At 67.1% G+C, this 25,437-nt stretch carries 20 protein-coding genes and 1 pseudogene; 11 read left to right on the top strand and 10 right to left on the bottom strand.

Annotated features, from left to right (window positions below; translation table 11 throughout):
- Positions 1–130: 130 nt before the first annotated feature.
- Positions 131–1,966: an acyl-CoA dehydrogenase gene (locus G6N54_RS16480; protein ID WP_163791047.1), complete on the top strand. Its 1,836-nt coding sequence runs from the start codon at positions 131–133 to the stop codon at positions 1,964–1,966.
- A 310-nt stretch (positions 1,967–2,276) separates the two neighbouring features.
- Here G6N54_RS16480 and G6N54_RS16485 read toward each other — a convergent pair whose 3' ends face one another.
- Entirely contained in the window at positions 2,277–3,617 is a 1,341-nt protein-coding gene (locus G6N54_RS16485) for an acetyl-CoA C-acetyltransferase (RefSeq protein WP_372513179.1), read from the bottom strand.
- A 129-nt stretch (positions 3,618–3,746) separates the two neighbouring features.
- Here G6N54_RS16485 and G6N54_RS16490 point away from each other — a divergent pair, with 129 nt between their 5' ends.
- Positions 3,747–5,111 carry a 3-oxoacyl-ACP reductase gene (locus G6N54_RS16490; protein WP_163791049.1) on the top strand — a complete coding sequence of 455 codons (1,365 nt, stop codon included), beginning with the start codon at positions 3,747–3,749 and terminating at the stop codon, positions 5,109–5,111.
- 26 nt (positions 5,112–5,137) lie between these two features.
- Positions 5,138–5,983 carry a MaoC/PaaZ C-terminal domain-containing protein gene (locus G6N54_RS16495; RefSeq protein WP_163791050.1) on the top strand — a complete coding sequence of 282 codons (846 nt, stop codon included), beginning with the start codon at positions 5,138–5,140 and terminating at the stop codon, positions 5,981–5,983.
- An 8-nt stretch (positions 5,984–5,991) separates the two neighbouring features.
- On the opposite strand, the pseudogene G6N54_RS16500 reads toward G6N54_RS16495, so the two are convergent.
- The 3 genes and pseudogenes from G6N54_RS16500 to G6N54_RS16510 form a co-directional block, all read right to left on the bottom strand.
- Positions 5,992–7,259, bottom strand: a pseudogene (locus G6N54_RS16500) (chloride channel protein).
- A 9-nt stretch (positions 7,260–7,268) separates the two neighbouring features.
- A complete protein-coding gene (locus tag G6N54_RS16505; protein ID WP_163791051.1) occupies positions 7,269–7,898 on the bottom strand; it encodes a TetR/AcrR family transcriptional regulator in 630 nt (209 codons plus the stop codon).
- A gap of 66 nt (positions 7,899–7,964) precedes the next feature.
- The gene (locus G6N54_RS16510) at positions 7,965–9,116 is read right to left on the bottom strand and encodes a glycoside hydrolase family 3 N-terminal domain-containing protein (RefSeq protein WP_163791052.1); all 1,152 of its coding nucleotides are present in this window, start codon (positions 9,114–9,116) and stop codon (positions 7,965–7,967) included.
- Positions 9,117–9,243: 127 nt separating this feature from the next.
- On the opposite strand from G6N54_RS16510, the gene G6N54_RS16515 reads away from it, so the two are divergent.
- The 5 genes from G6N54_RS16515 to G6N54_RS16535 all read left to right on the top strand — a co-directional run bounded on the left by G6N54_RS16515 (position 9,244) and on the right by G6N54_RS16535 (position 15,949).
- A complete protein-coding gene (locus tag G6N54_RS16515) occupies positions 9,244–9,504 on the top strand; it encodes a DUF2613 family protein (protein WP_163791053.1) in 261 nt (86 codons plus the stop codon).
- A gap of 87 nt (positions 9,505–9,591) precedes the next feature.
- On the top strand, positions 9,592–9,798 hold the full coding sequence (locus tag G6N54_RS16520; RefSeq protein WP_163791054.1) for a DUF2613 family protein: 207 nt from the start codon (positions 9,592–9,594) through the stop codon (positions 9,796–9,798).
- Between the two features lie 85 nt (positions 9,799–9,883).
- Positions 9,884–10,057: a DUF2613 domain-containing protein gene (locus G6N54_RS16525; RefSeq protein ID WP_065443914.1), complete on the top strand. Its 174-nt coding sequence runs from the start codon at positions 9,884–9,886 to the stop codon at positions 10,055–10,057.
- A 118-nt stretch (positions 10,058–10,175) separates the two neighbouring features.
- Positions 10,176–14,423, top strand: a complete 4,248-nt coding sequence (locus G6N54_RS16530; RefSeq protein WP_179969077.1) for an alpha-(1->3)-arabinofuranosyltransferase domain-containing protein — start codon at positions 10,176–10,178, stop codon at positions 14,421–14,423.
- 86 nt (positions 14,424–14,509) lie between these two features.
- On the top strand, positions 14,510–15,949 hold the full coding sequence (locus G6N54_RS16535) for a lipase maturation factor family protein (RefSeq protein ID WP_163794779.1): 1,440 nt from the start codon (positions 14,510–14,512) through the stop codon (positions 15,947–15,949).
- A gap of 68 nt (positions 15,950–16,017) precedes the next feature.
- Here G6N54_RS16535 and G6N54_RS16540 read toward each other — a convergent pair whose 3' ends face one another.
- A complete protein-coding gene (locus G6N54_RS16540) occupies positions 16,018–16,485 on the bottom strand; it encodes a PaaI family thioesterase (protein WP_163791055.1) in 468 nt (155 codons plus the stop codon).
- 146 nt (positions 16,486–16,631) lie between these two features.
- Between G6N54_RS16540 and G6N54_RS16545 the strand changes: the two genes are divergently transcribed.
- Together G6N54_RS16545 and G6N54_RS16550 are read left to right on the top strand one after the other, a co-directional pair.
- Positions 16,632–17,582: a R2-like ligand-binding oxidase gene (locus tag G6N54_RS16545; RefSeq protein WP_163791056.1), complete on the top strand. Its 951-nt coding sequence runs from the start codon at positions 16,632–16,634 to the stop codon at positions 17,580–17,582.
- Positions 17,579–18,475, top strand: a complete 897-nt coding sequence (locus tag G6N54_RS16550) for an HNH endonuclease (RefSeq protein WP_163791057.1) — start codon at positions 17,579–17,581, stop codon at positions 18,473–18,475. The genes G6N54_RS16545 and G6N54_RS16550 overlap by 4 nt, the downstream gene beginning before the upstream one ends.
- 28 nt (positions 18,476–18,503) lie before the next feature.
- Here the strand turns inward: G6N54_RS16550 and G6N54_RS16555 are convergent, their stop codons facing one another.
- The 3 genes from G6N54_RS16555 to G6N54_RS16565 form a co-directional block, all read right to left on the bottom strand.
- Positions 18,504–19,658, bottom strand: a complete 1,155-nt coding sequence (locus tag G6N54_RS16555) for an NAD-dependent formate dehydrogenase (RefSeq protein WP_163794780.1) — start codon at positions 19,656–19,658, stop codon at positions 18,504–18,506.
- Positions 19,659–19,755: 97 nt separating this feature from the next.
- Positions 19,756–20,673, bottom strand: a complete 918-nt coding sequence (locus tag G6N54_RS16560) for a LysR family transcriptional regulator (RefSeq protein WP_163791058.1) — start codon at positions 20,671–20,673, stop codon at positions 19,756–19,758.
- A gap of 5 nt (positions 20,674–20,678) precedes the next feature.
- Positions 20,679–22,325, bottom strand: coding sequence for an acetolactate synthase large subunit (locus G6N54_RS16565; RefSeq protein ID WP_163791059.1), 1,647 nt, complete (start codon positions 22,323–22,325; stop codon positions 20,679–20,681).
- A gap of 79 nt (positions 22,326–22,404) precedes the next feature.
- Here G6N54_RS16565 and G6N54_RS16570 point away from each other — a divergent pair, with 79 nt between their 5' ends.
- Positions 22,405–23,781 carry an NADP-dependent succinic semialdehyde dehydrogenase gene (locus tag G6N54_RS16570; RefSeq protein ID WP_163791060.1) on the top strand — a complete coding sequence of 459 codons (1,377 nt, stop codon included), beginning with the start codon at positions 22,405–22,407 and terminating at the stop codon, positions 23,779–23,781.
- A 14-nt stretch (positions 23,782–23,795) separates the two neighbouring features.
- Here G6N54_RS16570 and G6N54_RS16575 read toward each other — a convergent pair whose 3' ends face one another.
- Together G6N54_RS16575 and G6N54_RS16580 are read right to left on the bottom strand one after the other, a co-directional pair.
- Positions 23,796–24,731 (bottom strand): R2-like ligand-binding oxidase, encoded by a 936-nt coding sequence (locus G6N54_RS16575; protein ID WP_163791061.1) that lies wholly within the window; start codon positions 24,729–24,731, stop codon positions 23,796–23,798.
- Positions 24,728–25,417: a TetR/AcrR family transcriptional regulator gene (locus G6N54_RS16580; RefSeq protein ID WP_163791062.1), complete on the bottom strand. Its 690-nt coding sequence runs from the start codon at positions 25,415–25,417 to the stop codon at positions 24,728–24,730. Before G6N54_RS16580 ends, G6N54_RS16575 begins: the two co-directional genes overlap by 4 nt.
- Positions 25,418–25,437 lie beyond the last annotated feature (20 nt).

Here is a 25,437-nt window from a genome sequence, read left to right on the forward strand (position 1 = left end):
TAGGCAATGAAATCTAGCTCACATTGACTTGCGCCGACCGATCCAGCAGCTATATTTAGCGGTGTTACTGGTGGGTAACTTAGCCGAAGCACCCAACCACACCGTGGCATTCTCAACGAGGAGGAGAGTAGTGAGCCACTACAAGAGCAACGTCCGCGACCAGGCATTCAACCTGTTCGAGGTGTTGGGCGTCGACCAAGCGCTCGGCCAAGGCGCATTCAGCGACCTGGATGTCGACACCGCCCACGAAATGCTGACCGAAATGAGCCGGCTGGCCGAGGGGCCGATCGCCGAGTCGTTCGTCGACGGCGACCGCAATCCGCCGGTTTTCGACCCCAAGACGCACACGGTGACGCTGCCGGACTCGTTCAAGAAGTCGATGCGCGCTCTGTTCGACGGCGGCTGGGACAAGGTCGGCCTGAAAGAGGAGCTCGGCGGCATGCCGATGCCCCGCGCGCTGCAGTGGGCCCTGATCGAGCACATCCTCGGCGCCAACCCCGCGGCCTACATGTACGCGATGGGCTCGGGCATGGCCGAGATCTTCTACAAGAACGGCACTGACGAGCAGAAGAAGTGGGCCGTGCTCGCTGCCGAGCGCAATTGGGGCGCCACCATGGTGCTGACCGAGCCGGACGCGGGCTCCGACGTCGGCGCCGGCCGCACCAAAGCGGTCCAGCAGGAGGACGGCACCTGGCACATTGACGGCGTCAAGCGGTTCATCACCTCCGCCGACTCCGACGACTTGTTCGAGAACATCATGCACTTGGTGCTGGCCCGCCCCGAGGGCGCGGGACCTGGGACCAAGGGGTTGTCGCTGTTCTTCGTGCCGAAGTTCCACTTCGATCACGAGACCGGCGAGCCGGGTGAGCGTAACGGCGTGTTCGTCACCAACGTCGAGCACAAGATGGGTCTGAAAGTCTCCGCCACCTGCGAGCTCTCGCTGGGCCAGCACGGCGTGCCCGCAGTCGGCTGGTTGGTGGGCGAGGTGCACGACGGTATCGCGCAGATGTTCGACGTCATCGAGCAGGCCCGAATGATGGTGGGCACCAAGGCTATTGCCACCCTGTCGACCGGCTACCTGAACGCACTTGAGTACGCCAAGGAGCGCGTGCAGGGTGCCGACATGACGCAGATGACCGACAAGACGGCTCCGCGCGTAACCATCACGCACCACCCGGACGTGCGGCGCTCGCTGATGACCCAGAAGGCGTACGCCGAGGGTCTGCGCGCGCTGTACCTGTTCACCGCGACCTACCAGGACGCGGCCGTCGCCGAAGCGCTGCACGGCGTGGACGCCGACCTCGCGGTCAAGGTCAACGACCTGATGCTGCCGATCGTCAAGGGCGTCGGCTCCGAGCAGGCCTACGCAAAGCTGACCGAGAGCCTGCAGACATTCGGTGGGTCCGGTTTCTTGCAGGACTACCCGATCGAGCAGTACATCCGCGACGCGAAGATCGACTCGCTCTACGAGGGCACCACGGCGATCCAGGCGCAGGACTTCTTCTTCCGCAAGATCGTCCGCGACAAGGGTGTGGCGCTGGCGCACGTGTCCGAGCAGATCCAGAAGTTCGTCGACGCCGAGACCGGTAACGGCCGGTTGAAGACCGAGCGCGAGCACCTGGCCAAGGCTCTGGAAGACGTCCAGGCCATGGCGGCCACCCTGACCGGTTACCTGATGGCCGCGCAGGAGGACGTCACCAGCCTGTACAAGGTGGGTCTGGGCTCGGTGCGCTTCCTGATGAGCGTCGGCGACCTGGTGATCGGCTGGTTGCTGCAGCGTCACGCCGCGGTGGCCGTGGCCGCGCTTGACGCCGGCGCCAGCGGCGCCGAGCGGTCCTTCTACGAGGGCAAGATCGCGGTGGCGTCGTTCTTCGCGAAGAACTTCCTGCCGCTGCTGGCCGGGACCCGCGAGGTGATCGAGACGCTGGACAACGACATCATGGAGCTCGACGAGGCCGCCTTCTAAGCGACTCGCCTGAGCAGGCAAAATCCCCCGCTTCCACGCTGAAGCGGGGGATTTTGGGTCGTGGGGACGGGATACGAAAAAGACCGCCGCTGGATCCCCTCAAACCAGCGGCGGCCCTTTTCGTACGCCCGTCGTTTTTCATACCGGCGGTCGAATCAGGGATGCCCCGTGTTGCCGTCGGGGTCGGGGGGTCAGACCACAACACGGGACAATCCGCAGGAACGGTTACCCATCCCTTGCCATTGCTAACCCGCTGTGACGAACGTCATCGCCGCCGCGGTGCGCCGACAGGCCGCCTGCGGGGCGTAGGTCAGGCCTCCAAAATGGCGGCCACACCCTGCCCGCCGGCCGCGCAGATCGAGATCAGCGCGCGCACCGGACCAGTACTCTCCGCCTTCTTCTCGGCCAGCTGCTTGGCGGCCTGGGCGAGAATCCGCCCGCCGGTGGCTGCGAACGGGTGGCCGGCGGCCAGCGACGAGCCGTTGACGTTGAGTTTGGACCGGTCGATCGACCCCAGCGCGGCGTCCAGCCCCAACCGCTCCTTGCAGTACTCCTCGGACTCCCACGCCTGCAGATGCGCCAGCACCACCGACGCAAAGGCCTCGTGGATTTCGTAGAAGTCGAAATCCTGCAGCGTCAGCCCGTTGCGGGCCAGCAGCCGCGGTACCGCGTACGTCGGGGCCATCAGCAGCCCGTCGCGTCCGTTGACGTAGTCGACCGCGGCGGTCTCGGAGTCCACCAGGTAGGCCAGCGCGGGCAACGAATGCTCGGCGGCCCACTCCTCGGTGGCCAGCAGGGCGACGGAGGCACCGTCGGTCAACGGTGTCGAGTTACCGGCCGTCATCGTCGCGTCGCCGGCCTTCACCCCGAAGACCGGGCGCAGCGTGGCGAGCTTCTCGGCGCTGGAGTTGGCCCGCAGATTGTCGTCGCGGTACAGCCCCAGGAAGGGTGTGACCAGGTCGTCGAAGAAGCCGCGGTCGTAGGCGGCGGCCATGTTGTGGTGGCTGGCAACGGCCAACTCGTCCTGGTCCACCCGCTTGATCCCCATCTGCTTGGCAGTGATGGCGGCATGCTCGCCCATCGACAGCCCGGTGCGGGGCTCGCTGTTCGCCGGAATTTCGACGCCCAGGGTGGCGGGCAGCGTGCCCACCAGCTTCAGCCGTTGCAGGTTTGACTTGGAGCGGCGCAACTTCAGCAGGGTGCGGCGCAGGTTGTCACCCAGCCCGATCGGCGGGTCGGACGTGGTGTCCACGCCGCCGGCCGCGGCGACGTCGTAACGGCCCGACGCGATCCCGTCGGCCGCCGCAATGGCTGCCTGCAGGCCGGTGCCGCATGCCTGCTGGATATCGAATGCCGGTGTGTAAGAAGACAATTCGGCGCCCAGCACGCACTCGCGCATCAGGTTGAAGTCGCGGCTGTGCTTGAGCACGGCTCCGCCGACGACCACGCCCAGTCGCTGGCCACCCAGTCCGAACCGGTCCACCAGCCCACCCAGGGCCGCGGTGAACATGTCCTGATTCGACGCCTCGGCGTAAGCGCCGTCTGATCGCGCGAACGGAATGCGACTGCCGCCCAGCACGGCGACCCGGCGCCGGGACTTCACACTCGCCTGAGCAACCGAATCACTTGTCGCAGAACTTGCAGGGGCCACGTTCATCTCCAATTTTCAGTTTGGGGGATTGGCCGTTGGGGCCCATACTACCCACGGTTGTTACTCTGCAGTAAGTTCGTCCTCGATACGGTTGCCCTGTACGGCACTCAAGAAACGGAAGGCAGCTCAGTGGCTCCCAATCGTTCGTCCGATCTGTTCTCGCAAGTCGTCAACTCCGGCCCCGGATCCTTCCTGGCAAAGCAACTTGGTGTTCCACAACCCGAGAACCTGCGCCGTTACCGAGCCGGTGATGCGCCGCTGTCCGGATCGTTGCTGATCGGGGGTGACGGCAGGATCGTCGAGCCGCTGCGGGCGGCGCTGGACAACGACTACGACGTGGTCGGCAACAATCTGGGTGGCCGCTGGGCCGACCGGTTCGGCGGGCTGGTTTTCGACGCCACCGGCATCACCGCGCCCAGCGGGCTGCGTGCGCTGCACGATTTCTTCACACCGCTGCTGCGTAATCTTGGCCACTGCGCCCGCGTCGTCGTGGTCGGCACCACACCCGATGCCGCGGGCAGCACCGACGAGCGGATCGCGCAGCGCGCACTGGAGGGCTTCACCCGATCGCTGGCCAAGGAGCTGCGCCACGGCTCTACCGTGGCGCTGGTTTACCTGTCGCCGGAGGCCAAACCGGCCGCGACAGGCCTGGAATCGACTCTGCGGTTTATCCTTTCGGCGAAATCGGCCTACGTCGACGGCCAGGTCTTCTACCTGGGAGCCGACGACGCCACTCCGCCGGCGGACTGGGACAAGCCGCTGGATGGCAAGGTTGCGATCGTGACCGGCGCCGCCCGCGGCATCGGCGCGACGATCGCCGAAGTATTCGCCCGCGACGGTGCCCGCGTCGTCGCGATCGACGTGGAATCCGCCGCCGAGGCGCTGGCCGAAACCGCGAGCCGGGTGGGCGGCACGGCGCTGTGGCTCGACGTCACCGCCGACGATGCCGTCGACAAGATCACCGAGCACCTGCGCGACCACTACGCCGGGCGTGCCGACATCCTGGTCAACAACGCCGGCATCACTCGCGACAAGCTGCTGGCCAACATGGACGACGCGCGCTGGGACGCCGTCCTGGCCGTCAATCTGCTTGCTCCGCGACGTCTTACCGAAGGCCTGATCGAAAACGGCAGCATCGGAGAAGGTGGCCGGGTGATCGGTTTGTCGTCGATGGCCGGCATCGCCGGCAACCGCGGGCAGACGAATTACGCCACCACCAAGGCCGGGATGATCGGCCTCACTCAGGCGCTAGCGCCGGGACTGCACGAGAAGGGCATCACGATCAACGCCGTGGCGCCGGGCTTCATCGAAACCAAGATGACAGAAGCCATTCCGCTGGCCACCCGCGAGGTGGGCCGCCGGCTGAACTCGCTGTTCCAGGGTGGGCAACCGGTCGACGTCGCCGAGACGATCGCCTATTTCGCCAGCCCGGCGTCAAACGCGGTGACCGGCAACGTTATTCGTGTCTGCGGCCAGGCCATGCTGGGCGCGTAGGTTTCTCAAGGCTTGAGGAGAACGCGATGAATCAACCAAGCGGCCTGCGTAACATGCTGCGAGCGGCCGCCGGGGCGCTTCCGCTGGTGTCCCGGTCGGATCAGCTGCCCAGCCGCATCGTGACCGTCGACGAGCTGCCTATCGACCAGACGAACGTGGCCGAGTACGCCGCGGTTACCGGTCTGCGCTACGGCAACAACGTGCCGATTACCTATCCGTTTGCGTTGACCTTCCCAGCGCTGATGTCTTTGGTGACGGGGTTTGACTTCCCTTTCGCCGCAATGGGTTCGGTGCATACCGAGAACCACATCACGCAGTATCGTCCGATCGCGGTGACCGACACCGTCGGGGTGCGGGTGCATGCCGAGAATCTGCGTGAGCACCGCAAGGGCCTGCTGGTCGACCTGGTGACCGACGTACGTGTCGGCAACGAAACCGCGTGGCACCAGGTGACGACCTTCCTGCATCAGCAGCGCACCAGCTTGTCCGACGAACCCAAACCGCCACCCCAGAAACAGCCAAAGCTGCCGCCGCCGCCCACGGTGCTGCGCATCACGCCGGGCCAGATCCGCCGCTACGCCGTCATCGGCGGCGATCACAACCCGATCCACACCAATCCGATCGCCGCCAAACTATTCGGGTTCCCGACCGTCATTGCGCATGGAATGTTCAGTGCCGCAGCAGTATTGGCTAATATCGAAGCTCGAATCCCGGACGCGGCGAAGTACTCGGTGCGGTTCGGCAAGCCGGTGATCCTGCCCGCGACCACGGGCCTCTACATCGACGAAAACGACCAGGGGTGCTGGGAGCTTTCGCTGCGCAATATCGCCAAGGGCTATCCACATCTGACCGGCAACATCCGGCCCCTGTAGTACTCGGCTCAGCCGGCGCGTTCGTCATGCTTCTGCGCGCGCACACTCAGCAGCTTTTTCAGTCCGTGCGCACCGGTGGCGGTCAACAGAAAAACAAAGAACAGCCATAGCGGCGGCCGGGCCAGCTCCCAGACGAAGATCGCGGCCCAGATCGGTGAGCCCTGGGTAACCGCGAGCACCCCGGCGGCACCGGCCAATGACACCGCCGGCACGTGCAGGTGTGTCCCGGCAAGCCAATTGATCGTCAACACCAGCAGGGTGCCCGTTGCAGCGCCGGTGGCCAGCGACGGTGTCAGCATGCCGCCGGCCCCGCCGGCGCGCAGGAACAGCGCGGTCAACAATGGCTTCAACACCAGGATCGCGGCCGCCGCCGTCAGCGTCAGACCGCTGGCCAGGCTGACCGTCAGGATGCTGCGGCCATTGCCGGGCAGTTCGGGCCACCAGTGCGAGCAGATGCCCATCACCAACCGGCGCCGGCCAGCCCGGGGATCAGCACCCAGCTGCGGATCTGTGGGGCGGGGCGCGCCGCCTCCATCAGCCGGTTGAACGCCAGCCCCACCGCGAGAGCGAACGGGGCCAGCAGCAGCCCGTGCGCGGTCAGCAGGTAGGTGGACTCCCCGATCGGCCAGTTCAGGTTGGGCTGATCGCGGGTGTCGGCCGAGCCGATCGCGACGGCCAGGCTGGAGGTGAGGACGGCCGCACCCAGCGCCCTGGGATGCCAGGTGTTGAGCATGATCCGCGCCGAGAACAGCGCGCCGGCCAGCGGCACGGCGTACACCGCGCCCAAGCCGGCGCCGGTCGCGCAGGCCAGCAGGATCTCGCGGTCGCGTACCGACAGCCGCTTGAGCCAGCCAGTCGCGAAATCGCCGAGCGCCGCGGCTAATTGGCGGGGAGCCCCCTCCCGGCCCAGCGATGCCCCCGAGCCGACCAGCAGCACCTGCAGCATGGCGTCGATGCTCCAGGACAGCCGCGGTATCGAGTCATGGCGGGCGATGGTTCCGGCCAGTGGTGGCACGTCGGCACGGCGCCGCAGGATCCACCAGCCCAGTCCGGCCAGCCCGGCACCGACCATCGGCCCTAGCACTCGGCGCACCGGACTGCTGCCGGCGACTCCGGCCAGCAGGGTGCCGAAACCGTAGTTGTAGGTCAGGTGCTCAACGAAGCGCAGCACGAACGTCGTCGACAACCCGGCGACCCCGGCCAGCAACCCAACAATGACCACGGCACAGAAGAAGTCGACATTGCGGCCCGAGCTGGCGGCGGGGACGCGGGGCACTGCATGAATCTAGCCCGCGGTGCGGGTCGAAGCGCTGACGTCCGGATCCACCGGCACTCCACGCAGGCCGTGCCAGAACAGGTCGATCATCAGCTCCGCGGCCTCGTCGACGTCGATGTCGCCGGTGGACAGCCGGTTGGCCATCGCCTCGCCGGCGCCCACGAGCGCAACGGCCATCATCTGGTGCTCGGCGTCGGTCCGCGGCGCGCGGCTGTTCTCCCGCACCAGACCCGCAACCAGCTCGATGATCTGCTCGCGTCCCTCGCGCACGGTGTGGGCGAACGCCTGCGAGCTGATGGCCTGGGTATACATCACGATCCAGGACGCCCGGTTGGCGTCGATGTAGCGCAGGAATGACCCGATGGTGTTCTGCAGCAGGTCGCGCGGGCTCTGGGTGAAATCGATGTCGGCGCGCACCGCCTCGATGAACCGGGTCAGCTCGCGGGTCAGGCAGGCGCCGAACAAGTCCTCTTTGGAGCCGTAATACAGGTACAGCATCGGCTTGGAGATCTCCGCCGCGGCGGCGATGGTGTCCATCGAGGTCTCGTGGTAGCCATTGACCGAGAACATCTGCACGGCGGCGTCGAGCATCTGCTGTTCCCGGACAGCGCGCGGTAGCCGCTTGGTACCACCTGCCATCGCTGCGCCCTTTCGAGCCCTTCGGGCTCTGCCAATCTGACTACAGGGTAACGATCGGGCAGCGGATCAGTGTCCACACGTCCGAGCGGGTCCCTTCATCGTCGCCACCCGCACCAGCGATTGGTCGACCGCCGGCAACGCCAATTCGCCTGCGGATACCGCCTTTTCGAGCCGGTCCAGGACGGCGGGGACTTCGTCGGTTGTCACCCACAGCGCGACGTCGGTGCCCGCCTGCAAAGTCCGCAGCACCGCTTCGGCCACGCCGAACCGGTCGGAGATCGCCGCCATGCTGGACAGGTCGTCGCTGAACACCGGACCGTTGAAGGGCGGTGCCCCGTAGCCGATGCCATCGCGCAGCAACTGCACCGCCGGACGGCTCAGGCTGGCCGGGTCGTCGCCGGTGAGCCCGGGAACCTGCAGGTGACCCACCATGACGGCGACCGGTGTCACGGTGGTCAGCGTCCGGTACGGCACCAGATCGCTGGTTTGCAGGTCGGCCAGCGACGGCGTGAGCACCCCGCCCTTGTGCGAGTCGCCGGACCCGTGCCCGTGGCCGGGGAAGTGTTTGAGCACCGGCAGCACTCCGGCGTCGCGCAAGCCTTGCGCGTAGGCCCCGGCGTAGGCGGTGACGGTCGCCGGGTCATTGCTGAACGAGCGGTTGCCGATCACGGCGTCGTCGGGCTCGTCGGAGACATCGACCACCGGCGCGAAGTCGATCGTGATGCCCAGGTCGCGCATCTTCTTGCCGCGCTGTGCCGCCTGTTCGCGGACCTGCTCGACGGTCTGGGTCTTGGCCAGCTCGCGCGGCGACGGCGCCGTGCCGATCAGCGACTTCAGCCGGGACACCCGGCCACCTTCCTCGTCGACGCTGACGGCCAGCGGCAGCGGCCCCGCGCTGCCCGCGATCTCTGCCAGCGGGCCCTGATAGATGCCCAGGTCCGTCCAGCTGCCGATGAAGATGCCGCCGACGTGGTAGCCGTTGACCACGGCGCGGGCGTCATCGGCGTCTTTCACACCAACCATCAGCAGCTGGGCCAGCTTGTCGCGGATCGACAGTTTGCCTGGCAGCGACGTGGGGTCGGAGCAGACCGGCGGCGCCGGCGGTGCGGCGAGCACCTTGCTGCTGGTGGTCGCGGGGGGCCGGGCGGCGTCGTGGCCACATGCGACCAACAACGCCGAAGCCGCGGCCAGCACGGCCAGAGTGCGCGGAAAAGCCATCGGAACATGGTGTCACGACGGGTACGCGCATCGGTCGGCCCCATCGGGCGGATTCCACGCGCACCGGCGCCGGCCGGGGTTAGGTTGGCGACAAGGCCATCACCGACCGGTAAGGGAGGAGCCAGCGATGACCGCTTTCACGCTGGCAGCCGCGGCAGGCATCGCCGCGGGTCTGGCAATCGGCGCCGTCGCCACCGTTGGCGTCACACTCACCGCCGAGGACCGCACCCTGGTCCCGGCCCGAGCCCCGTCCAGCCCGTCCTCGCCCTATCTCGTGCAGTACGGCGACCGCTGCGTCGGTGGGTATTGCCTGCCGTGCAACAGTCCGGAGGACTGCCTGAACCAGATACCGCCGGTGCCGGGACTGCCGCCGGAACTGCAGCCCTGACGCGACTCGCGGTTCGGCGGACAACGGCGCTCGTCGCCCGGCGCGGTTAGGTTGGCCACAGACTCACTGGCAAGGGAGGAGCCAGCGATGGCGGGTTTCGCGCTGGCCGCGGCGGCCGGTATCGCGGCGGGGCTGACGATCGGAGCCGCCGCGACCGTCGGCGTCACGTTCGTCGTCGAGGACCACCGGGTGGTGCCGGTGCAGACCGCACCGGCGACTCTGAACCCCGCGGGCCCGTATCTGGTGAACTACGGCTCTCGGTGTTGGCACGGACATTGCGTGCCGTGGCCGTGAGTCGCCGGCCGGGAGGCGAACAGCCCTTCTGCTAGGTTGACTTTTGGGTAGTCCCCCGTGACCACCGCGAAACCCGAGGAGACCGATGAACCGGATCATTGCGCCCGCCGCCGCGAGCGTGGTGGTTGGTTTGTTGCTGGGCGCGGCCGCGATCTTCGGAATCACCCTGATGGTGCAACAGGACACGAAGCCGCCACTTCCCGGGGGCGATCCGCAGTCGTCAGTGCTCAACCGGGTCGAATACGGCAACCGTAGCTAGCGGCGATCGCAAGCGCGGCCGTGGCGATCGCAAGCGCGGCGTAGCCGGGCGCAGCGGGTCGTCGCCATCCGGCCCAGCGGAGGCCCGTACTCCGCCTGCGGCGGACTCGGCCGCGGGCTTGTCGGTTACTCCACTGTCGCGGCGCTGGCTCTTTCTGGTCGGCGCAATCTCCCTGGCGCTGACGTTCGCGCAGTCGCCCGGTCAGGTGTCCCCCGATACCAAGCTGGACCTGACCGCCAACCCGCTGCGCTTCCTGGCCCGCGCCACCAACCTGTGGAACAGCGAGCTGCCGTTCGGCCAGACGCAGAATCAGGCCTACGGCTACCTGTTTCCGCACGGCGCCTTCTTTGCGATCGGCCACCTACTCGGCGTGCCCGGCTGGATGACGCAGCGGCTGTGGTGGGCGTTGCTGTTGACGGCCGGCTTCTGGGGATTGCTGCGGGTCGCCGAGGCGCTGGGGATCGGTAGCCCGTCGTCGCGGGTGATCAGCGCGGCCGCGTTCGCACTGTCCCCGCGGGTGCTGACCACGCTCGGCTCAATCTCGTCGGAGACCTTGCCGATCATGCTGGCGCCGTGGGTGTTGCTGCCGACGATCCTCGCGTTGCGAGGGACCCCGGGCCGGTCGGTGCGCGCGCTGGCCGGCCAGGCCGGGCTGGCGGTCGCGCTGATGGGCGCGGTGAATGCGATCGCCACGCTGGCGGGTTGCCTGCCTGCGGTGATCTGGTGGGCCTGTCATCGGCCCAATCGGTTGTGGTGGCGCTACACCGCGTGGTGGGCGTTGAGTCTGGTGCTGGCGATGCTGTGGTGGGTCGTCGCGCTGGTGATGCTGCGTAACGTCAGCCCGCCGTTCCTGGACTTCATCGAATCCTCGGGGGTGACGACGCAGTGGTCGTCACTGGTCGAGATGCTGCGCGGCACCGACAGTTGGACGCCGTTCGTGGCCCCGAATGCGACCGCGGGCGCGCCGCTGGTGACCGGCTCGGCGGCCATCCTGGCGACCTGCCTGGTCGCGGCGGCCGGTTTGGCCGGACTGGCCAGCGCCGCGATGCCGGCCCGCGGACGGCTGGTGACGATGCTGCTGGTCGGGGTGGTGTTGATGGCCGTCGGCTACAGCGGCGGGCTGGGCTCGCCGCTGGCGCATCAGGTGCAGCTGTTCCTGGACGCCGCGGGCGCACCGCTGCGCAATGTGCACAAGTTGGAATCGGTCATCCGGATCCCGATCGTGCTGGGTGTCGCGGCGTTGCTGGGCCGGGTGCCTCTTCCTGGTTGGGGGCCGGGCAGTGCGCCGAGAGCGCAGTGGCTGCACGCGTTCGCCCACCCCGAGCGCGACAAGCGGGTCGCCGCGACGGTGGTAGTGCTGACCGCGCTGACGGTGAGCACCTCGCTGGCGTGGACCGCGCGGCTCACTCCGCCGGGCACGTTCAGCGCCATCCCCCGCTACTGGCACTACGCCGCCGATTGGCTTACCGCGCACAACACCGGGGCGCCCACCCCCGGGCGAGTGCTGGTGGTGCCGGGGGCGCCGTTCGCCACGCAGACGTGGGGCACCACCCACGACGAACCTCTGCAGGTGCTCGGCAGTGGCCCGTGGGGTGTGCGCGACTCGATCCCGTTGACCCCGCCGCAGACCATCCGGGCGCTGGATTCCGTGCAACGCCTGTTCGCCGCCGGCATCCCGTCCGCCGGGCTGGCCGATACCCTTGCTCGCCAAGGAATTTCGTATGTCGTGGTGCGCAACGACCTGGATCCCGACTCGTCGCGTTCGGCGCGCCCGATCCTGGTGCACCGCACCCTCGACGGATCGCCGCGACTGGAGAAGGCGGCGCAGTTCGGTGAGCCGGTGGGCCCCGGGACGCTGCCCGGGTTCGTCGCCGACAGCGGTCTGCGCCCGCGCTATCCGGCCGTCGAGATCTACCGAGTGGTGACCCCCGGCAATCCCGGCGCACCCTACTTCGCCGACATCGACGGATTGGCGCGCGTCGACGGCGGGCCCGAGGTGCTGTTGCGTCTCGACGAGCGGCGCAGACTGTTGGCCCGGCCGCCACTGGGTCCGGTGCTGCTGACCGCCGATGCCCGCGGCGCAGGGCTGCCGGCGCCGGTCGTGACCGTGACCGACACCCCGGTGTCGCGTGAGACCGACTACGGCCGCGTCGACGAGCACTCGTCGGCGATCAGGGCCGAGGGCGACGCCAGGCACACCTTCAACCGGGTGCCCGACTATCCGGACCCCGGCGCCGACGTGGTGTACGGCGCCTGGAACGGCGGGCGGATCACGGTCTCGAGTTCGTCGTCGGATTCCACCGCCATGCCCGACGTCGCCCCGGCGACCTCCCCCGCTGCGGCGATCGACGGCGACCCGGCCACATCGTGGGTGACCAATGCCCTGCAGGCCGCCGTCGGGCAGTGGCTGCAGGTCAACTTCGACCATCCGGTGACCAACGCGGCGCTGACCCTGACACCCAGCGCGACGGCCGTCGGCTCCCAGGTGCGACGCATCGTGATCGACACCGCCACCGGCAGCACCACGCTGCGCTTCGACCAGCCCGGTAAGCCGCTCACCGTGGCGCTGCCGTACGGCGAAACACCGTGGGTGCGAATCACCGCCGCCGGCACCGACGACGGATCCAGCGGCGTGCAGTTCGGCGTCACCGACCTGTCGATCACCCAGTACGACGCCTCCGGTTTCGCGCATCCGGTCGACCTGCGGCACACCGTGCGGGTGCCCGGGCCGCCAGGGGGTTCGGCGATCGCGGGCTGGGACCTGGGCTCGGAACTGCTCGGCCGGCCGGGTTGCGCCGCGGCCGGCGACAGCGTGCGCTGCGCGCCGTCGATGGCGCTGGCCCCGGAGGAGCCGGTCAATTTCAGCCGCACGCTGACCGTTCCCGCGCCGATATCGGTGACCCCACGGTTGTGGGTACGGCCTCGGCAGGGCCCCAACCTCGCCGACCTGATTGCCGAGCCGAATACCACTCGTGCCCAGGGCGATTCGGATACTGTCGACGTCCTCGGCTCGGCTTACGCGGCCACCGACGGTGATCCCGCCACCTCCTGGACCGCGCCGCAGCGGGTGGTGCAACACAAGAGCGCCCCAACCCTGACGCTGATGCTGCCGCGACCGACCGAGGTCACGGGGCTGCGGCTGCTGCCCAGTCGCTCGACGTTGCCCGCCCAGCCGACGGTGGTGGCCGTCAACCTCGGCGACGGCCCGCAGGTCCGCAAATTCGCGCCGAGCGAACCGGGGGGCGAGCCGCACACGCTGTCGCTGTCGCTGCGACCCCGGGTGACCGACACCGTCACCGTCAGCCTGCTGGACTGGCAAGACGTCATCGACCGCAATGCGCTGGGCTTCGACCAACTCAAGCCGCCCGGGCTGGCCGAGGTCGCGGCGCTGGGACCCGACGGCAACCCGATCGCCCCCGCCGACGCGGCGCGCAACCGGCCGCGCGAGATCGTCGTCGACTGCGACCACGGCCCGGTCATCGCGGTCGCGGGCCGGTTCGTGCACACCTCGATCCGGACCACCGCGGGTTCGCTGCTGGCCGGCGAGCCGATTCCCGTCAGCGCCTGCGATTCCACTCCGATCGCGCTGCCGGCGGGGCAACAGGAATTGTTGATCAGCCCCGGCGCCCGGTTCGTCGTGGACGGGGTGCAGCTTTCTACCCCGAACACCACCGAATTGCCCTGTGGCACAAGTCTTTCGGCGGTGCCCGCCGCGACCGGCGGGTGGGGACCCGACCGTCGCGAGGTCCGGGCCCCGGCGTCGCCCACTTCCCGAGTGCTGGTCATTCCCGAGAGCATCAATCCGGGCTGGGTGGCCCGCACCAGCACCGGCGCCCGGCTGACGCCCGTTGCCGTCAACGGGTGGCAACAGGGCTGGGTAGTGCCGGCCGGAGATCCCGGCACGATCACGCTGAGCTTTGCGTCCAACTCGCTGTACCGGGTCGGCCTGGCCGCGGGCCTGGCCTTACTGCCGCTGCTGGCCGCGCTCGCGTGGTGGCGCCGGCGCGGAGGTTCCGACGACCCACCCGCATCGCCGTGGTCGCCCGGCCCCTGGGCGGCGGTGCCATTGCTGGCGGCCGGAGCGCTGATCGCCGGCGTTGCCGGGGTCGTGGTGATCGGCAGTGTCATCGGCCTGCGGTACGCGCTGCGCCATCGCGAGGGGCTACGCCACCGGGTCACCGTCGCCGCCAGTGCGGGCGGATTGATTCTGGCCGGGGCGGCACTGTCGCGACAGCCCTGGCGATCGGTCGACGGGTACGCGGGCCATTCCGCGAGTGTGCAACTGCTTGCCTTGATTTCGTTGGCTGCGGTCGCCGCCTCGGTGGTCGCGTTGCCGGATCATGGACGGGCGGCACACAACGAGTAGCCTCTGCGGCTTTGGCTATCCGTTTATCGGCTGGTTGACTGGATACGCGGAATGGTGTGACGGTCACCATCCGGGGAGCTATGGCCATGGAATGGTTTGCGGCATCCGACGACTGGTTGGGCAGATTCGTGCTCGAGCGCGGCGTGGCGGCCATCTACCTGATCGCGTTCGTCGCGGCCGCGCTGCAGTTCCGCGCACTGATCGGCGAGCACGGAATCCTGCCGGCACCAAGGTATTTGGCACAGCAGTCGTGGTGGCGGACCCCGAGCATCTTCCAGCTGCACTACTCCGACCGGCTATTCGCCGGCGTCAGCTGGTTCGGGGCGGCGTTGTCGGCGGCCGTTGCCGGTGGCGTGGCCGACGCGGTTCCGTTGTGGGCCGCGATGTTGGTGTGGCTGACGCTGTGGGTGCTCTACTTGTCGATCGTCAACGTCGGGCAGGCGTGGTACTCGTTCGGCTGGGAATCCCTGCTGCTGGAAAGCGGCTTCCTGATGATCTTTCTCGGCAACGATCGAGTCGCGCCGCCGGTGCTGACGTTGTGGATGGCACGACTGCTGCTGTTTCGGGTCGAGTTCGGCGCCGGCCTGATAAAGATGCGCGGCGACCCGTGCTGGCGCGACCTGACCTGCCTGTACTACCACCACGAAACCCAGCCGATGCCCGGGCCGCTGAGCTGGTTCTTTCATCACCTACCCAAGCGGTTGCATCGAATTGAGGTGGCGGGCAATCACTTCGCGCAGCTGGTGGTGCCGTTCGGGTTGTTCGCGCCGCAGCCGGTGTCCAGCGCGGCCGCGACGATCATCGTGGTCACGCAGCTGTGGCTGGTGGCCTCCGGCAATTTTGCGTGGCTCAATTGGCTGACGATCATCCTGGCGTTCGGCGCCATCGACGACTCTCGCGCGGCGCAGCTGTTGCCGATACCCGGACATTCGCCGCCGCCGGCGCCGCCGTTGTGGTTCGTCGGCGCGGTGGTCGCGTTCGCGGCTTGTGTGCTGTTCCTGACCTACTGGCCGGTGCGCAACATGTTGTCCCCGCGCCAGCGAATGAACATGTCGTTCAACTCCTTTCATTTGGTGAATGCCTACGGCGCGTTCGGCAGCATCGGCCGGGTCCGCCGGGAGGTGGTAATCGAGGGAACCGACGAGCCGCGACTCACCGCGCAGACGGTCTGGAAGGAATACGGATTCAAAGGAAAGCCCGGGGCGGTCGGACGGGTGCCGCGCCAATGGGCGCCCTATCATCTGCGGCTGGACTGGCTGATGTGGTTCGCCGCGATCTCGCCGGGCTACGCCCAGCCGTGGCTGAAGCCGTTCTTGCAACGGCTGCTGCGCAATGACCGGGCCACGCTACGGCTGTTGCAGCACAATCCCTTTCCCGACTCACCACCACATTACGTGCGGGCGCAGCTCTACCAGTACCGCTTCACCACACCGGCCGAGCTGCGGAGCGATCGGGTGTGGTGGCATCGTGCGCTGGTGAGCCAATATGTTTCGCCGATGACGCTGGCTTCTCCCCCTGCCGGCTGAGCCGCCGATCCTGACACGCTCCGGCAGCAGTATGGCCGCTAGCCCTGAGCCATCAGTTGCACGTGCGATCAGCCAAGTCTGCTGATGTCCGTAATGAGCTGGGACACCACCGAGATCGTGGCAATTCGCCGACCCGTATCGTCATCGAGGTCCGCGCCCAGAACGGCGTTCGTCTTCGTCAGCTTCAGCACTCGGCCTGTCGCCAGATAGGATTTCGCCGTTCCGCCGCGCAGGATCGTGACCGTCATGCTCAACGTCGGGCACGGGCAGCCTGTCACCAGCGAGCCGCAATGGGTGGCCGTCTGATCCAGCATCTCGGCCATCGACCCGCCGCTGAGTTGAGCGAAATTGAAGGCGCCGGGCCCCGGTTCATAAGACATACGCAGCCATCGCTCCTCGCGGCTGCCGTCGAGAAACCTCGCATTCAGCGCCGAAAGGTTCGGTGTCAGGTGTTTGTTGGCATGCGCAACCCAGTCCGCATCGGACAGCGCGGCGCCGGGTTGGCCGAATAGACCCAGGTATCCAGTGACATCCACGTCTGTCAGGTTAGAACGATTGAACTTTCCGCCGTGGCTGATGCGCTTGACGTATCAAGTCGTGCGTGTTCTGTCCAAGCGCTTGGCCATCGTCCCGGCCCGGCGTCACCATCGAATCACAGCACACGGCTGAGGGGGTCTGTCAGATGACACGTAGACATTCGGGCTCGCTGCTGGCGGGCGGATTCAACTGGGATAGCTTGCCGTTACGGCTATTCGCCGGGGGCAACGCCAAGTTCTGGGATCCCGCCGACATCGACTTGTCCCGTGACCGCGCTGACTGGGAACAGCTGACCGATGAGGAACGGCGCCTCGCCTTGCAACTGCGCGTCCAATTCGTTGCCGGGGAGGAGGCGGTGACCGAGGACATTCAGCCCTTCATCGCGGCCATGCGGGCCGAAGGCCGGCTGGGTGACGAGATGTATTTGACGCAGTTCGCCTTCGAGGAGGCCAAACACACCCAGGTGTTCCGCATGTGGCTCGATGCCGTCGGAGAGACCGACGATCTGCAGGCCTACCTCGAGCCGCTGTCCGCGTACCGGCGCATCTTTTACGAGGAGCTGCCAAAATGCCTCAACGCGTTGACAATCGACCCGTCACCGGTCGCGCAGGTAAGGGCATCCGTGACCTATAACCACGTCGTCGAGGGCATGATGGCGCTAACCGGCTACCACTCGTGGCACAAAATCTGCGCGGGACGCAACATTCTTCCCGGCATGCGGGAACTGGTTCGGCGCATCGGCGACGACGAGCGACGGCACATGGCCTGGGGCACCTTCACCTGCCGGCGCCACGTCGCCGCCGACGACGCCAACTGGGCCGTGTTCGAGGCGCGGATGAACGAGCTCATCCCGCTGGTCATGCAAGCGACCGAACAGGCGTATGCCACGTTTAGCGATCCCGTCCCGTTCGGCTTGGACCTAGACGAGTCGCGCCAGTACGCCTCCGACAGGGGTATGCGACGGTTCGGCACCATCGCCAGTGCCCGCGGCCGACCGCTCGGCGAGATCGACGTCGACTACTCGCCGCTGCAGCTAGAGAACGCCTTCGCCGACGAGGACGAAAAGGCCCTGACGGCAACGGCATCGGTGAGATGAGAGTCATCGGGATTGCGGCGGCGGCCGCCATTGCGTTGGCACCGTTCTCGGTGTTGGCAACGGCAGCCGGCGTGGCGCAGGCGGCGCCGGTTGCGCAATATCGCATACCGACCGGCCCCACACTGCCGACGCCCACCGACTACCGTGACGCAGGCGCAGACCCTACCGGTCATTCCGCCAACTCCTCGGCGCCCGAATACAATTCCGACGGGCACGCTGAAGAGGATACGAGTCCGTCCTGGTGGCCCTCGGCGCTGCACTACGGGGTATTGATGACAGCGGTGGGCCTTGCCGCCTGGGCTATCGGATTGTCGTCACATCGCGCCGCTGGCACACCTCGGATCCGGCCCCGACCGGAGCGCCGCCGGGCGCCCAGTGCTGCATCGACCGTCAGACCCGCGCCCGCGTTTCCGACGATTGATCCGCCGGACTCGGAGACAAAGAGAAGGGTGCTGGTCGAGGCGGCCCATCGATGCGCGATCCCCACCTGCCGGCGTCCAACGACCGAGATAGCGCACATCGTGTCTGAGTCGCAGCGCCGTGGCGAGTCGTTCGAAAACCTCATCACGTTATGCCCGGACTGCCAAGAGAAAGAAATCGATCCGCGGTCGATCCGCATGTACAAGCGCAATCTCGGGATCTTGAACAGTCGCTACTCTGATTTCGAACGCCGGTTGTTCGATCAGATCGCGGAGACCGGCCGGACATCCTTCGTCGTCCAGGCGGGCTTGGAGATCCCTCTGCTGCACGCGGTCAATGATGGGATTTTGAAACAAGTCGAACTATCGCCCGTACCGGCCCAACGCGGTGAACCGATCCAGTATCGATATGAAGTCGTCGATGCTGGGCTGGACTTCGTCGGCCGATACATGCGGGGCGAAGACATTTCATGAGGTCCCCCGGCCGCCGTACGAAAAGGCCTTACTTCTGGTAGGACAGCGCTCCCGTCCCGGCGAGCTTGCCGCCCTCGACGATCAAGTACTCCGGGCGGATCGGCGTGCCGGCGAACCAGTTTTCCAGGATCTCCCGGGTGCCCGCGGCGTACCGGGCCTGCGCGGACAGCGTGGTACCCGAAACATGGGGCGTCATCGCGTTATTCGGCATGGTCCGCCACGGGTGATCGGCCGGTGGCGGCTGCGGGAACCACACGTCGCCGGCGTAACCAGCGAGCTGGCCGCTGCGCAATGCGGCCGCGATCGCCTCGGGTACGGTTTCCTCGCCGCGGGCGGTGTTGACGATGTAGGAGCCGCGCCGCATCGTTCCCAGCAGCCGCTCGTTGAACATCCGGCGGGTCGCCTCGTACAGCGGTGAGTGGATCGACACGATGTCGACCGAGCGAACCAGCGACTCGACGTCCGGGTGGAATGTGACGTTGAGTTCCTTCTCGACCTCCGGCGACAGCCGTCGTGTGTCGGTGTAGTGCAGATTGACGTCGAACGGCGCCAGCCGGCGCAGCACCGCACGCCCGATCCGCCCGGCGGCGATCAGCCCGACGTCCATGCCCTCCAGGTCGTAGGCACGCTCCACGCAATCGGCGATGTTCCATCCGCCCTCGGTGGCCCACCGGTGTGACGGGACGAAATTGCGCACCAGCGTGAGGATCTGCATCACCGTGTGCTCGGCGACGCTGATGCTGTTGCTGTAGGTCACCTCGGCGACGGTGATTCCGTGCTGCTGGGCGACGTCGAGGTCGACGTGGTCCGAGCCGATGCCCGCGGTCAGCGCGAGCTTGAGCCGGGGCGCCTTCTCGATCCGCTCCTTGGTCAAGTAGGCCGGCCAAAATGGTTGGGAAATCACGATATCGGCGTCGGGCAGCTCGCGTTCGAACTCCGAATCCGGCCCGTCCTTGTCCGACGTCACCACGAGTTCGTGGCCCGCGTCTTCGAAGAACTTGCGCAGCCCGAGCTCGCCGGAGACGCAACCGAGGAGCTCGCCGGGAGTGAAGTCGATGCTCGACGGGGTCGGCACGGTGCTGCCGTCGGGATAGCCCTGGATCGTCGGGATGCTGTCGCGGGCGTACTTCGACGGGTATCCGTCGACCGGGTCCGGGTAGAGCACCATCACGCACTTCGCCATCGGCTTCTCCTCTTGCTGGGTGACTGCGTTCCAGCTTTCGCCGCCGGCATCGGCGGTGTCCAAGACGGAGTTCCGACCGGCCGATAGGCCGCACCGATCAGGCCTGGTGAGGTCGGCCGAACATGTCACCGATGCTGGCGTCCCGCGCGGTCTGGACCAATGCGCGCGTCACCACCGAACCGGGTTCTTCCGCATTGGTGACCAGCACCATCGGGGCGGTGATCGACGGCTCGTGCAGCCTCAGCACCGAAGCCCCGGCCGGCACACCCAGGGCGCGAATCCAGGTCTGCGGCACGATGCTCGCCCAACGGCCGGTGCCGACGTGGGCGAAGAGTGTGGCGACAGAATCGGTTTCGAGTTGTGGGGTCACCGCAAGGCCCTGCCCGGCCAGTGCGTCGTCGATGACACGGCGACCGCGCATCCCGACGGTGAGCAGGCACAGCGGAAAGGCCAGCGCGTCGGACCAACTGATGGAGTCGGACTTGCCCGCGAGCAGGTCGCCGCCCACGATCAGCACCTGGTGCTCCTGGTACAGCGGGGTGACCTGCAGCGCATCCGTATCGTGACGATCCGGATACAGAATCCCCGCATCCAACTCGAACCGGCGGATTCGTTCGATGATCCCCGCCGAGCGAAGATTGGTCTCCGCCCGTACCCGCACCAACGGGTGCGCGGCACAAAACGAATCCGTCAGCAGCGCAACAGTAGTGGCCGCGTTGGGCACCACTCCCAACCGCAGCTCGCCGACCAGGCCGGTCTGCAATGCCGTGACCTCCAGCGTGAGTGCGTCGCGATCGGCCAGGATGCGCCGGGCCCAATGGACGAGCCTTTCCCCTTCCGGGGTGAGCCCCTCGAACTTCTGACCACGCCGGACCAGCGGGACCTTCAGCTCGTGTTCGAGCTTGCGGATGGCCTCCGACAACGCCGGCTGAGATACATGACAGGCATCCGCGGCGCGAGCGAAATGACGCTCCCGGGCGAGCGCTACGAAGTACTCAAGCTGGCGAAACAGCATGAACGCTAAAGCGTTTCGTCCAACTCGCCGAGCCGGTCGGTCAGTCGTAGGTTCTCCGAGTAATCCACCGGGCAGCAGATCAGCGACACCCCGTCGTCGGCGAGCGCGGTCTGCAGCGTCGGCAACAGCTCGTCGGCGGTGTTAATCCGATACCCTTTGGCACCAAAGCTTTCGGCGTACTTGACGATGTCGGGGTTGCCGAACTTCACGTAGTAGTGGGCGCCGAGCTCGAGGTCCATCTTCCATTCGATCAGCCCGTAACCGCCGTCCTCCCAGATCAGCACCACCAGCGGTATCTTCTCCCGCGCGGCGGTCTCGATTTCCTGCGAATTCATCAGGAAGGCGCCATCGCCCACCACGGCGAGCACCTTCGACTCGGGTCGTGCTAGCTTCACGCCGAGCGCCCCCGGCAGCGCAAAAGCCATGGTGGACAATCCATTCGAGACCAAACAGGTGTTGCGCTCGTAGGTGGGGTAGAGCCGCGCCATCCACATCTTGGTCGCTCCGGTGTCGACCAGCACGACGTCGCTACGGCCCAGCGCGGCCCGGATGTCGGCGACCACCCGTTGCGGCGCCAACGGGTAGCGCGAATCCTGTTGTCCCCGAGCGAATTCGTCGGCAAGCAGACCGGACCCCGGCACGTCGGTCTCGTCGGCGCAGTGGTGGCCGGCCAGCGCCTCGGTCAGCGCTCTGAGCGAGGCACTGATGTCGCCGATGATCCCGACGTCGACCGAGTAGTGCATGTCGACCTCGGCCGGGAAGCGGTGAATGTGGATGATCTTCTTGTCGGCCTGCGGGTTGATCCGAATGGGGTCAAATTCCTGCAGTTCATAGCCGACCGCGACCACGACGTCGGCGTTGTCGAACCCGAAGTTGACGTAGTCGTGCCGCATGAACCCGATAGTTCCGATGCTGTTGGGGTGATCGTCGGGCATGACGCCCTTGCCGTGGAAGGTATTGGCGACCTGGAAGCCGAACTCCTCGGAGAACCGGACCAGGGCCGCGGTGGCGTCGGCGCGCGCAGCGCCGTGCCCGGCCAGCACGACCGGGCGCTTGGCGTTGCGCAGGATGTCGACCGCGCGTTCGATCTGCCCGGGAGCCGGCGCCTCGGCGCGGACCACGTTGCGCGGTAGCGGGGTCAGGTCGTAATCGGCCTCGTCGGCGTCGATTTGCTCGGGCACGGCGAGGTACACCGCCGCCGGACGCTCGGCCTCGGCGACCTTGAACGCCTTGCGGAACATCTCCGGGATCGCGCGCGCGGTGGGCACGCCGTCGGCCCAGCGGGTGATCGGGGCGAACATCGAGACCAGGTCGACGTACTGATGCGACTCCTTGTACTGGCGGTCCTCGCCGACCTGCGCGGAGATCGCGACCATCGGCGTGCTGTTGGTCGTCGCGTCGGCGACCCCGAGCTGCATGTTGATCGCACCCGGACCCAACGTCGCCGAGACCACTGCAGCACGGCCGGTCACGCGGCCGTACATCTCGGCCATGAACGCCGCGGCCTGCTCGTGCCGGGTGAGCACGTAGCGGATCTGCGAAGACGCCAGGGCCTGCACGAATCGGATGTTCTCCTCACCCGGCAGCCCGAACACCACCGAAACGCCCTCGTTTTCCAGGCACTGAACCATCAGCCGAGCGGCTGTACTCATCCGCCACCTCCCTCCAGGAACGATAGTGGCAGGCTAGGGGTTGGACTTTCCGTAACCATCGCAAGCGAGGGGTGTGAGCATGGCGATCGCGACCATCAACCCGGCCACCGGCGAAACCGTAAAGACGTTCACGCCGGCTACCGACGACGAAGTCGAAGCGGCCATTGCCCGCGCACACGCGCGGTTCCTGGACTACCGCCACAACACCACCTTCGCCCAGCGCGCGGAGTGGGCCAACGCCACGGCTGACCTGCTGGAGGCCGAGGCCGACGAGGTCGGGGCCATGATGACCCTCGAGATGGGCAAGACCCTGAAATCGGCCAAGGGCGAAGCACTCAAGTGCGCTAAGGGTTTTCGCTACTACGCCGAGAACGCCGAGAAGTTGTTGGCCGACGAGCCCGCGGAAGCTTCCAAGGTCGGCGCGAAAAGGGCCTACACCCGGTGGCAGCCGCTCGGTGTGGCGCTGGCCGTGATGCCGTGGAACTTCCCGCTCTGGCAGGCCGTGCGGTTCGCCGCGCCGGCGTTGATGGCCGGCAACGTCGGTCTGCTCAAGCACGCCTCGAACGTGCCGCAGTCGGCGCTGTATCTGTCCGACGTGATCGCCCGCGGCGGGTTCCCGGCCGACTGCTTCCAGACGCTGCTGGTGTCGTCCAGCGCCGTCGAGCGCATCCTGCGCGACCCCCGGGTCAAAGCGGCCACCCTGACCGGCAGCGAGCCGGCCGGCCAATCCGTCGCCGCGATCTGCGGTGACGAGATAAAACCCACCGTGATGGAGCTCGGCGGCAGCGACCCGTTCATCGTGATGCCGTCGGTGGACCTCGACGAAGCGGTCAAGACCGCGGTCACCGCACGGACGCAAAACAACGGCCAATCTTGTATCGCCGCCAAGCGATTCATCGTGCACACCGACATCTACGACGCCTTCGTCGACAAGTTCGTCGAGCGGATGGCCGCGCTCAAGGTCGGTGACCCGACCGACCCGGACACCGACGTAGGACCCCTGGCCACCGAGTCGGGCCGCGACGAGATCGCCAAGCAGGTCGACGACGCCGTTGCGGCCGGTGCCAAGGTCCGTCTCGGCGGCAAGACTCCCGACCAACCGGGCTGGTTCTACCCGCCGACGGTGGTCACGGATATCTCCAAGGACATGGCGCTCTACACCGAGGAGGTGTTCGGCCCGGTCGCCTCGATGTATCGCGCCTCGGGCATCGACGAGGCCATCGAGATCGCCAACGCGACCACGTTCGGCCTGGGATCCAATGCTTGGACCAACGACGAGGCCGAGCAGCAGCGGTTCATCGAAGACATCGAGGCCGGGCAGGTCTTCATCAACGGGATGACGGTGTCCTATCCGGAGCTCGGGTTCGGCGGCGTCAAGCGGTCCGGCTACGGCCGCGAGCTGGCGGGCCTGGGCATCCGCGCTTTCTGCAACGCCAAGACCGTCTGGGTCGGCTAAACGACCGCCTTCGGCTAAACGGTCGCCAGCGCCCGCTCGTCCTCCTCGGCGAAGGTGTCCTCGAGCTGCAGCGGCGAATAGTCCAGGTCGATCTCGCCGAGCGGGCGACCGCGGGCGCTGGAGATGGTGCCGAACCGGCGCATGCCCTTGTCGGAGGCGTACTGCATGGACACGTCCGTCGACAGCCCGAAAGGCATCGGGTCGTACAGGGCGAAGCCCTCCTCGATCAGGCGCAGGCCGAGCGGCATCAGCTCGTTCATCCGCGTTTCGAAGACACCCCAGTTGGCGTCGTCGGCGGCGACGTGGCGCCGGCAGGTGAAGGTGCCCCACGCCATGTGGCGTCGCTCGTCGTCGCCGATGCGCCGGACCAGCTCCTGCATGCCGGGCAGGATGCCGCGGTCGACGCAGATCTTGTGCCAGATGTAGTAGCCGGTCAGCGCCAGCATGCCTTCGACCATGTGGTTGTAGGTCACCGACGCCCGGACCTGCGCGGCCGGCGACGGATCGACTGACAGCGCACTCAGACACTCCGGCAGTTCGTCGTAGAAAATCGTGCGGTAGGTCGGGACGTCGTCGAGGAGGTCGTTCAGGTCCTCGGTGACGCCGACGGCGTCGAGCCACATGCGAAACACCTGGACGTGCTTGGCCTCCTCGAAGGCGAACTGCGTCAGGTACATCTCGTCGCCGATTCGGCCCTCGGCCCGCATCGCGGCCATGAACGGCTGGATGTCCTGGGTCACCGATTCCTCGCCGGCGATGAACTCGGCGCACAGCAGGGTGGCGTAGCTGCGTTCGTCGTCGGTCAGGCGTTCCCAGTCCTGCCGGTCACGGGAAAAGTCGATGTCGGCCGGATTCCAGAATTTTGCATTGCCTCCCGCAAACAGCTTGAGCGGCAAGCTATCCCAGTTGAGACCGCCTTGGGTCATTGAGGCAATTCGGGTGCGGTTCATGTGACCTCCTCAGATCGCATTGGGGCTGGGTTATCGGAGGTATTCGGTGTCGCGAACGCGGCGATCAGCACCGCGACCAGCCTGCGCACGGCTAGCGCCGGCTGTTCGGGGCTGGGCTCGTCGAGGCCGAGAATGGGGTCCAGGCCGCGCATGTAGGGGGCCAGCGCCAGGTGCGGAAAGATCAGCAATAGCAGCGACAGCAGCGCGTCGGTGTCGGCGTCGGTGCGCAGATCGCCGCGGGTTTGGGCGCCGTGCACCAGCGGCCGCAGCACCTCCAGGTAGTGGCGGTGGATGACGCTGCGCACGCTGATGCGGGCGTCGGTATCGACCTCCAGGGTCGCCGCGGCGTGCAGCGATCTTTCCCGCGGGTGCTCGGCGAAGTAGGCGACCCAGCCGTCGAGCAGCTCGGTGAGAAATTCGAAGAACGGCCGGTTCGGGTCGAGCTCGCGGATCAGACCTTCCATGTAGCCGCGCATTCGCTGACTGCCGATGTCGGCGATGAACGCGAACAGGTCGCGCTTGTCCGCGAAGTACTGGAACAGGCTGCCCTTGGCGACCCCCGCGCGGCGTGCGATGACGTTCAAGCTGCCACCGGAAAACCCGTGCGCCCCGAACTCGGCCTCGGCGGCCTCGATGATGGCCGTGCGTCGAGCGGGGTCGACCCGCGCCCAGGTAACCGTCGGCATCTCGCCTCCTTGCGTCGATG

This window comes from Mycobacterium stomatepiae, assembly GCF_010731715.1.
GTDB classification, from domain to species: Bacteria; Actinomycetota; Actinomycetes; order Mycobacteriales; family Mycobacteriaceae; genus Mycobacterium; species Mycobacterium stomatepiae.

What these genes read in the sequence shown, in the direction of transcription:
- G6N54_RS16555 (WP_163794780.1), bottom strand. Translation starts at nt 19,658, where the DNA reads ATGGCGAAGTGCGTGATGGTGCTCTACCCGGACCCGGTCGACGGATAC.
- G6N54_RS16515 (WP_163791053.1), top strand. Translation starts at nt 9,244, where the DNA reads ATGACCGCTTTCACGCTGGCAGCCGCGGCAGGCATCGCCGCGGGTCTG.
- G6N54_RS16505 (WP_163791051.1), bottom strand. Translation starts at nt 7,898, where the DNA reads ATGGCAGGTGGTACCAAGCGGCTACCGCGCGCTGTCCGGGAACAGCAG.
- G6N54_RS16560 (WP_163791058.1), bottom strand. Translation starts at nt 20,673, where the DNA reads ATGCTGTTTCGCCAGCTTGAGTACTTCGTAGCGCTCGCCCGGGAGCGT.
- G6N54_RS16570 (WP_163791060.1), top strand. Translation starts at nt 22,405, where the DNA reads ATGGCGATCGCGACCATCAACCCGGCCACCGGCGAAACCGTAAAGACG.
- G6N54_RS16495 (WP_163791050.1), top strand. Translation starts at nt 5,138, where the DNA reads ATGAATCAACCAAGCGGCCTGCGTAACATGCTGCGAGCGGCCGCCGGG.
- G6N54_RS16575 (WP_163791061.1), bottom strand. Translation starts at nt 24,731, where the DNA reads ATGAACCGCACCCGAATTGCCTCAATGACCCAAGGCGGTCTCAACTGG.
- G6N54_RS16535 (WP_163794779.1), top strand. Translation starts at nt 14,510, where the DNA reads ATGGAATGGTTTGCGGCATCCGACGACTGGTTGGGCAGATTCGTGCTC.
- G6N54_RS16545 (WP_163791056.1), top strand. Translation starts at nt 16,632, where the DNA reads ATGACACGTAGACATTCGGGCTCGCTGCTGGCGGGCGGATTCAACTGG.
- G6N54_RS16525 (WP_065443914.1), top strand. Translation starts at nt 9,884, where the DNA reads ATGAACCGGATCATTGCGCCCGCCGCCGCGAGCGTGGTGGTTGGTTTG.
- G6N54_RS16520 (WP_163791054.1), top strand. Translation starts at nt 9,592, where the DNA reads ATGGCGGGTTTCGCGCTGGCCGCGGCGGCCGGTATCGCGGCGGGGCTG.
- G6N54_RS16580 (WP_163791062.1), bottom strand. Translation starts at nt 25,417, where the DNA reads ATGCCGACGGTTACCTGGGCGCGGGTCGACCCCGCTCGACGCACGGCC.
- G6N54_RS16565 (WP_163791059.1), bottom strand. Translation starts at nt 22,325, where the DNA reads ATGAGTACAGCCGCTCGGCTGATGGTTCAGTGCCTGGAAAACGAGGGC.
- G6N54_RS16510 (WP_163791052.1), bottom strand. Translation starts at nt 9,116, where the DNA reads ATGGCTTTTCCGCGCACTCTGGCCGTGCTGGCCGCGGCTTCGGCGTTG.
- G6N54_RS16550 (WP_163791057.1), top strand. Translation starts at nt 17,579, where the DNA reads ATGAGAGTCATCGGGATTGCGGCGGCGGCCGCCATTGCGTTGGCACCG.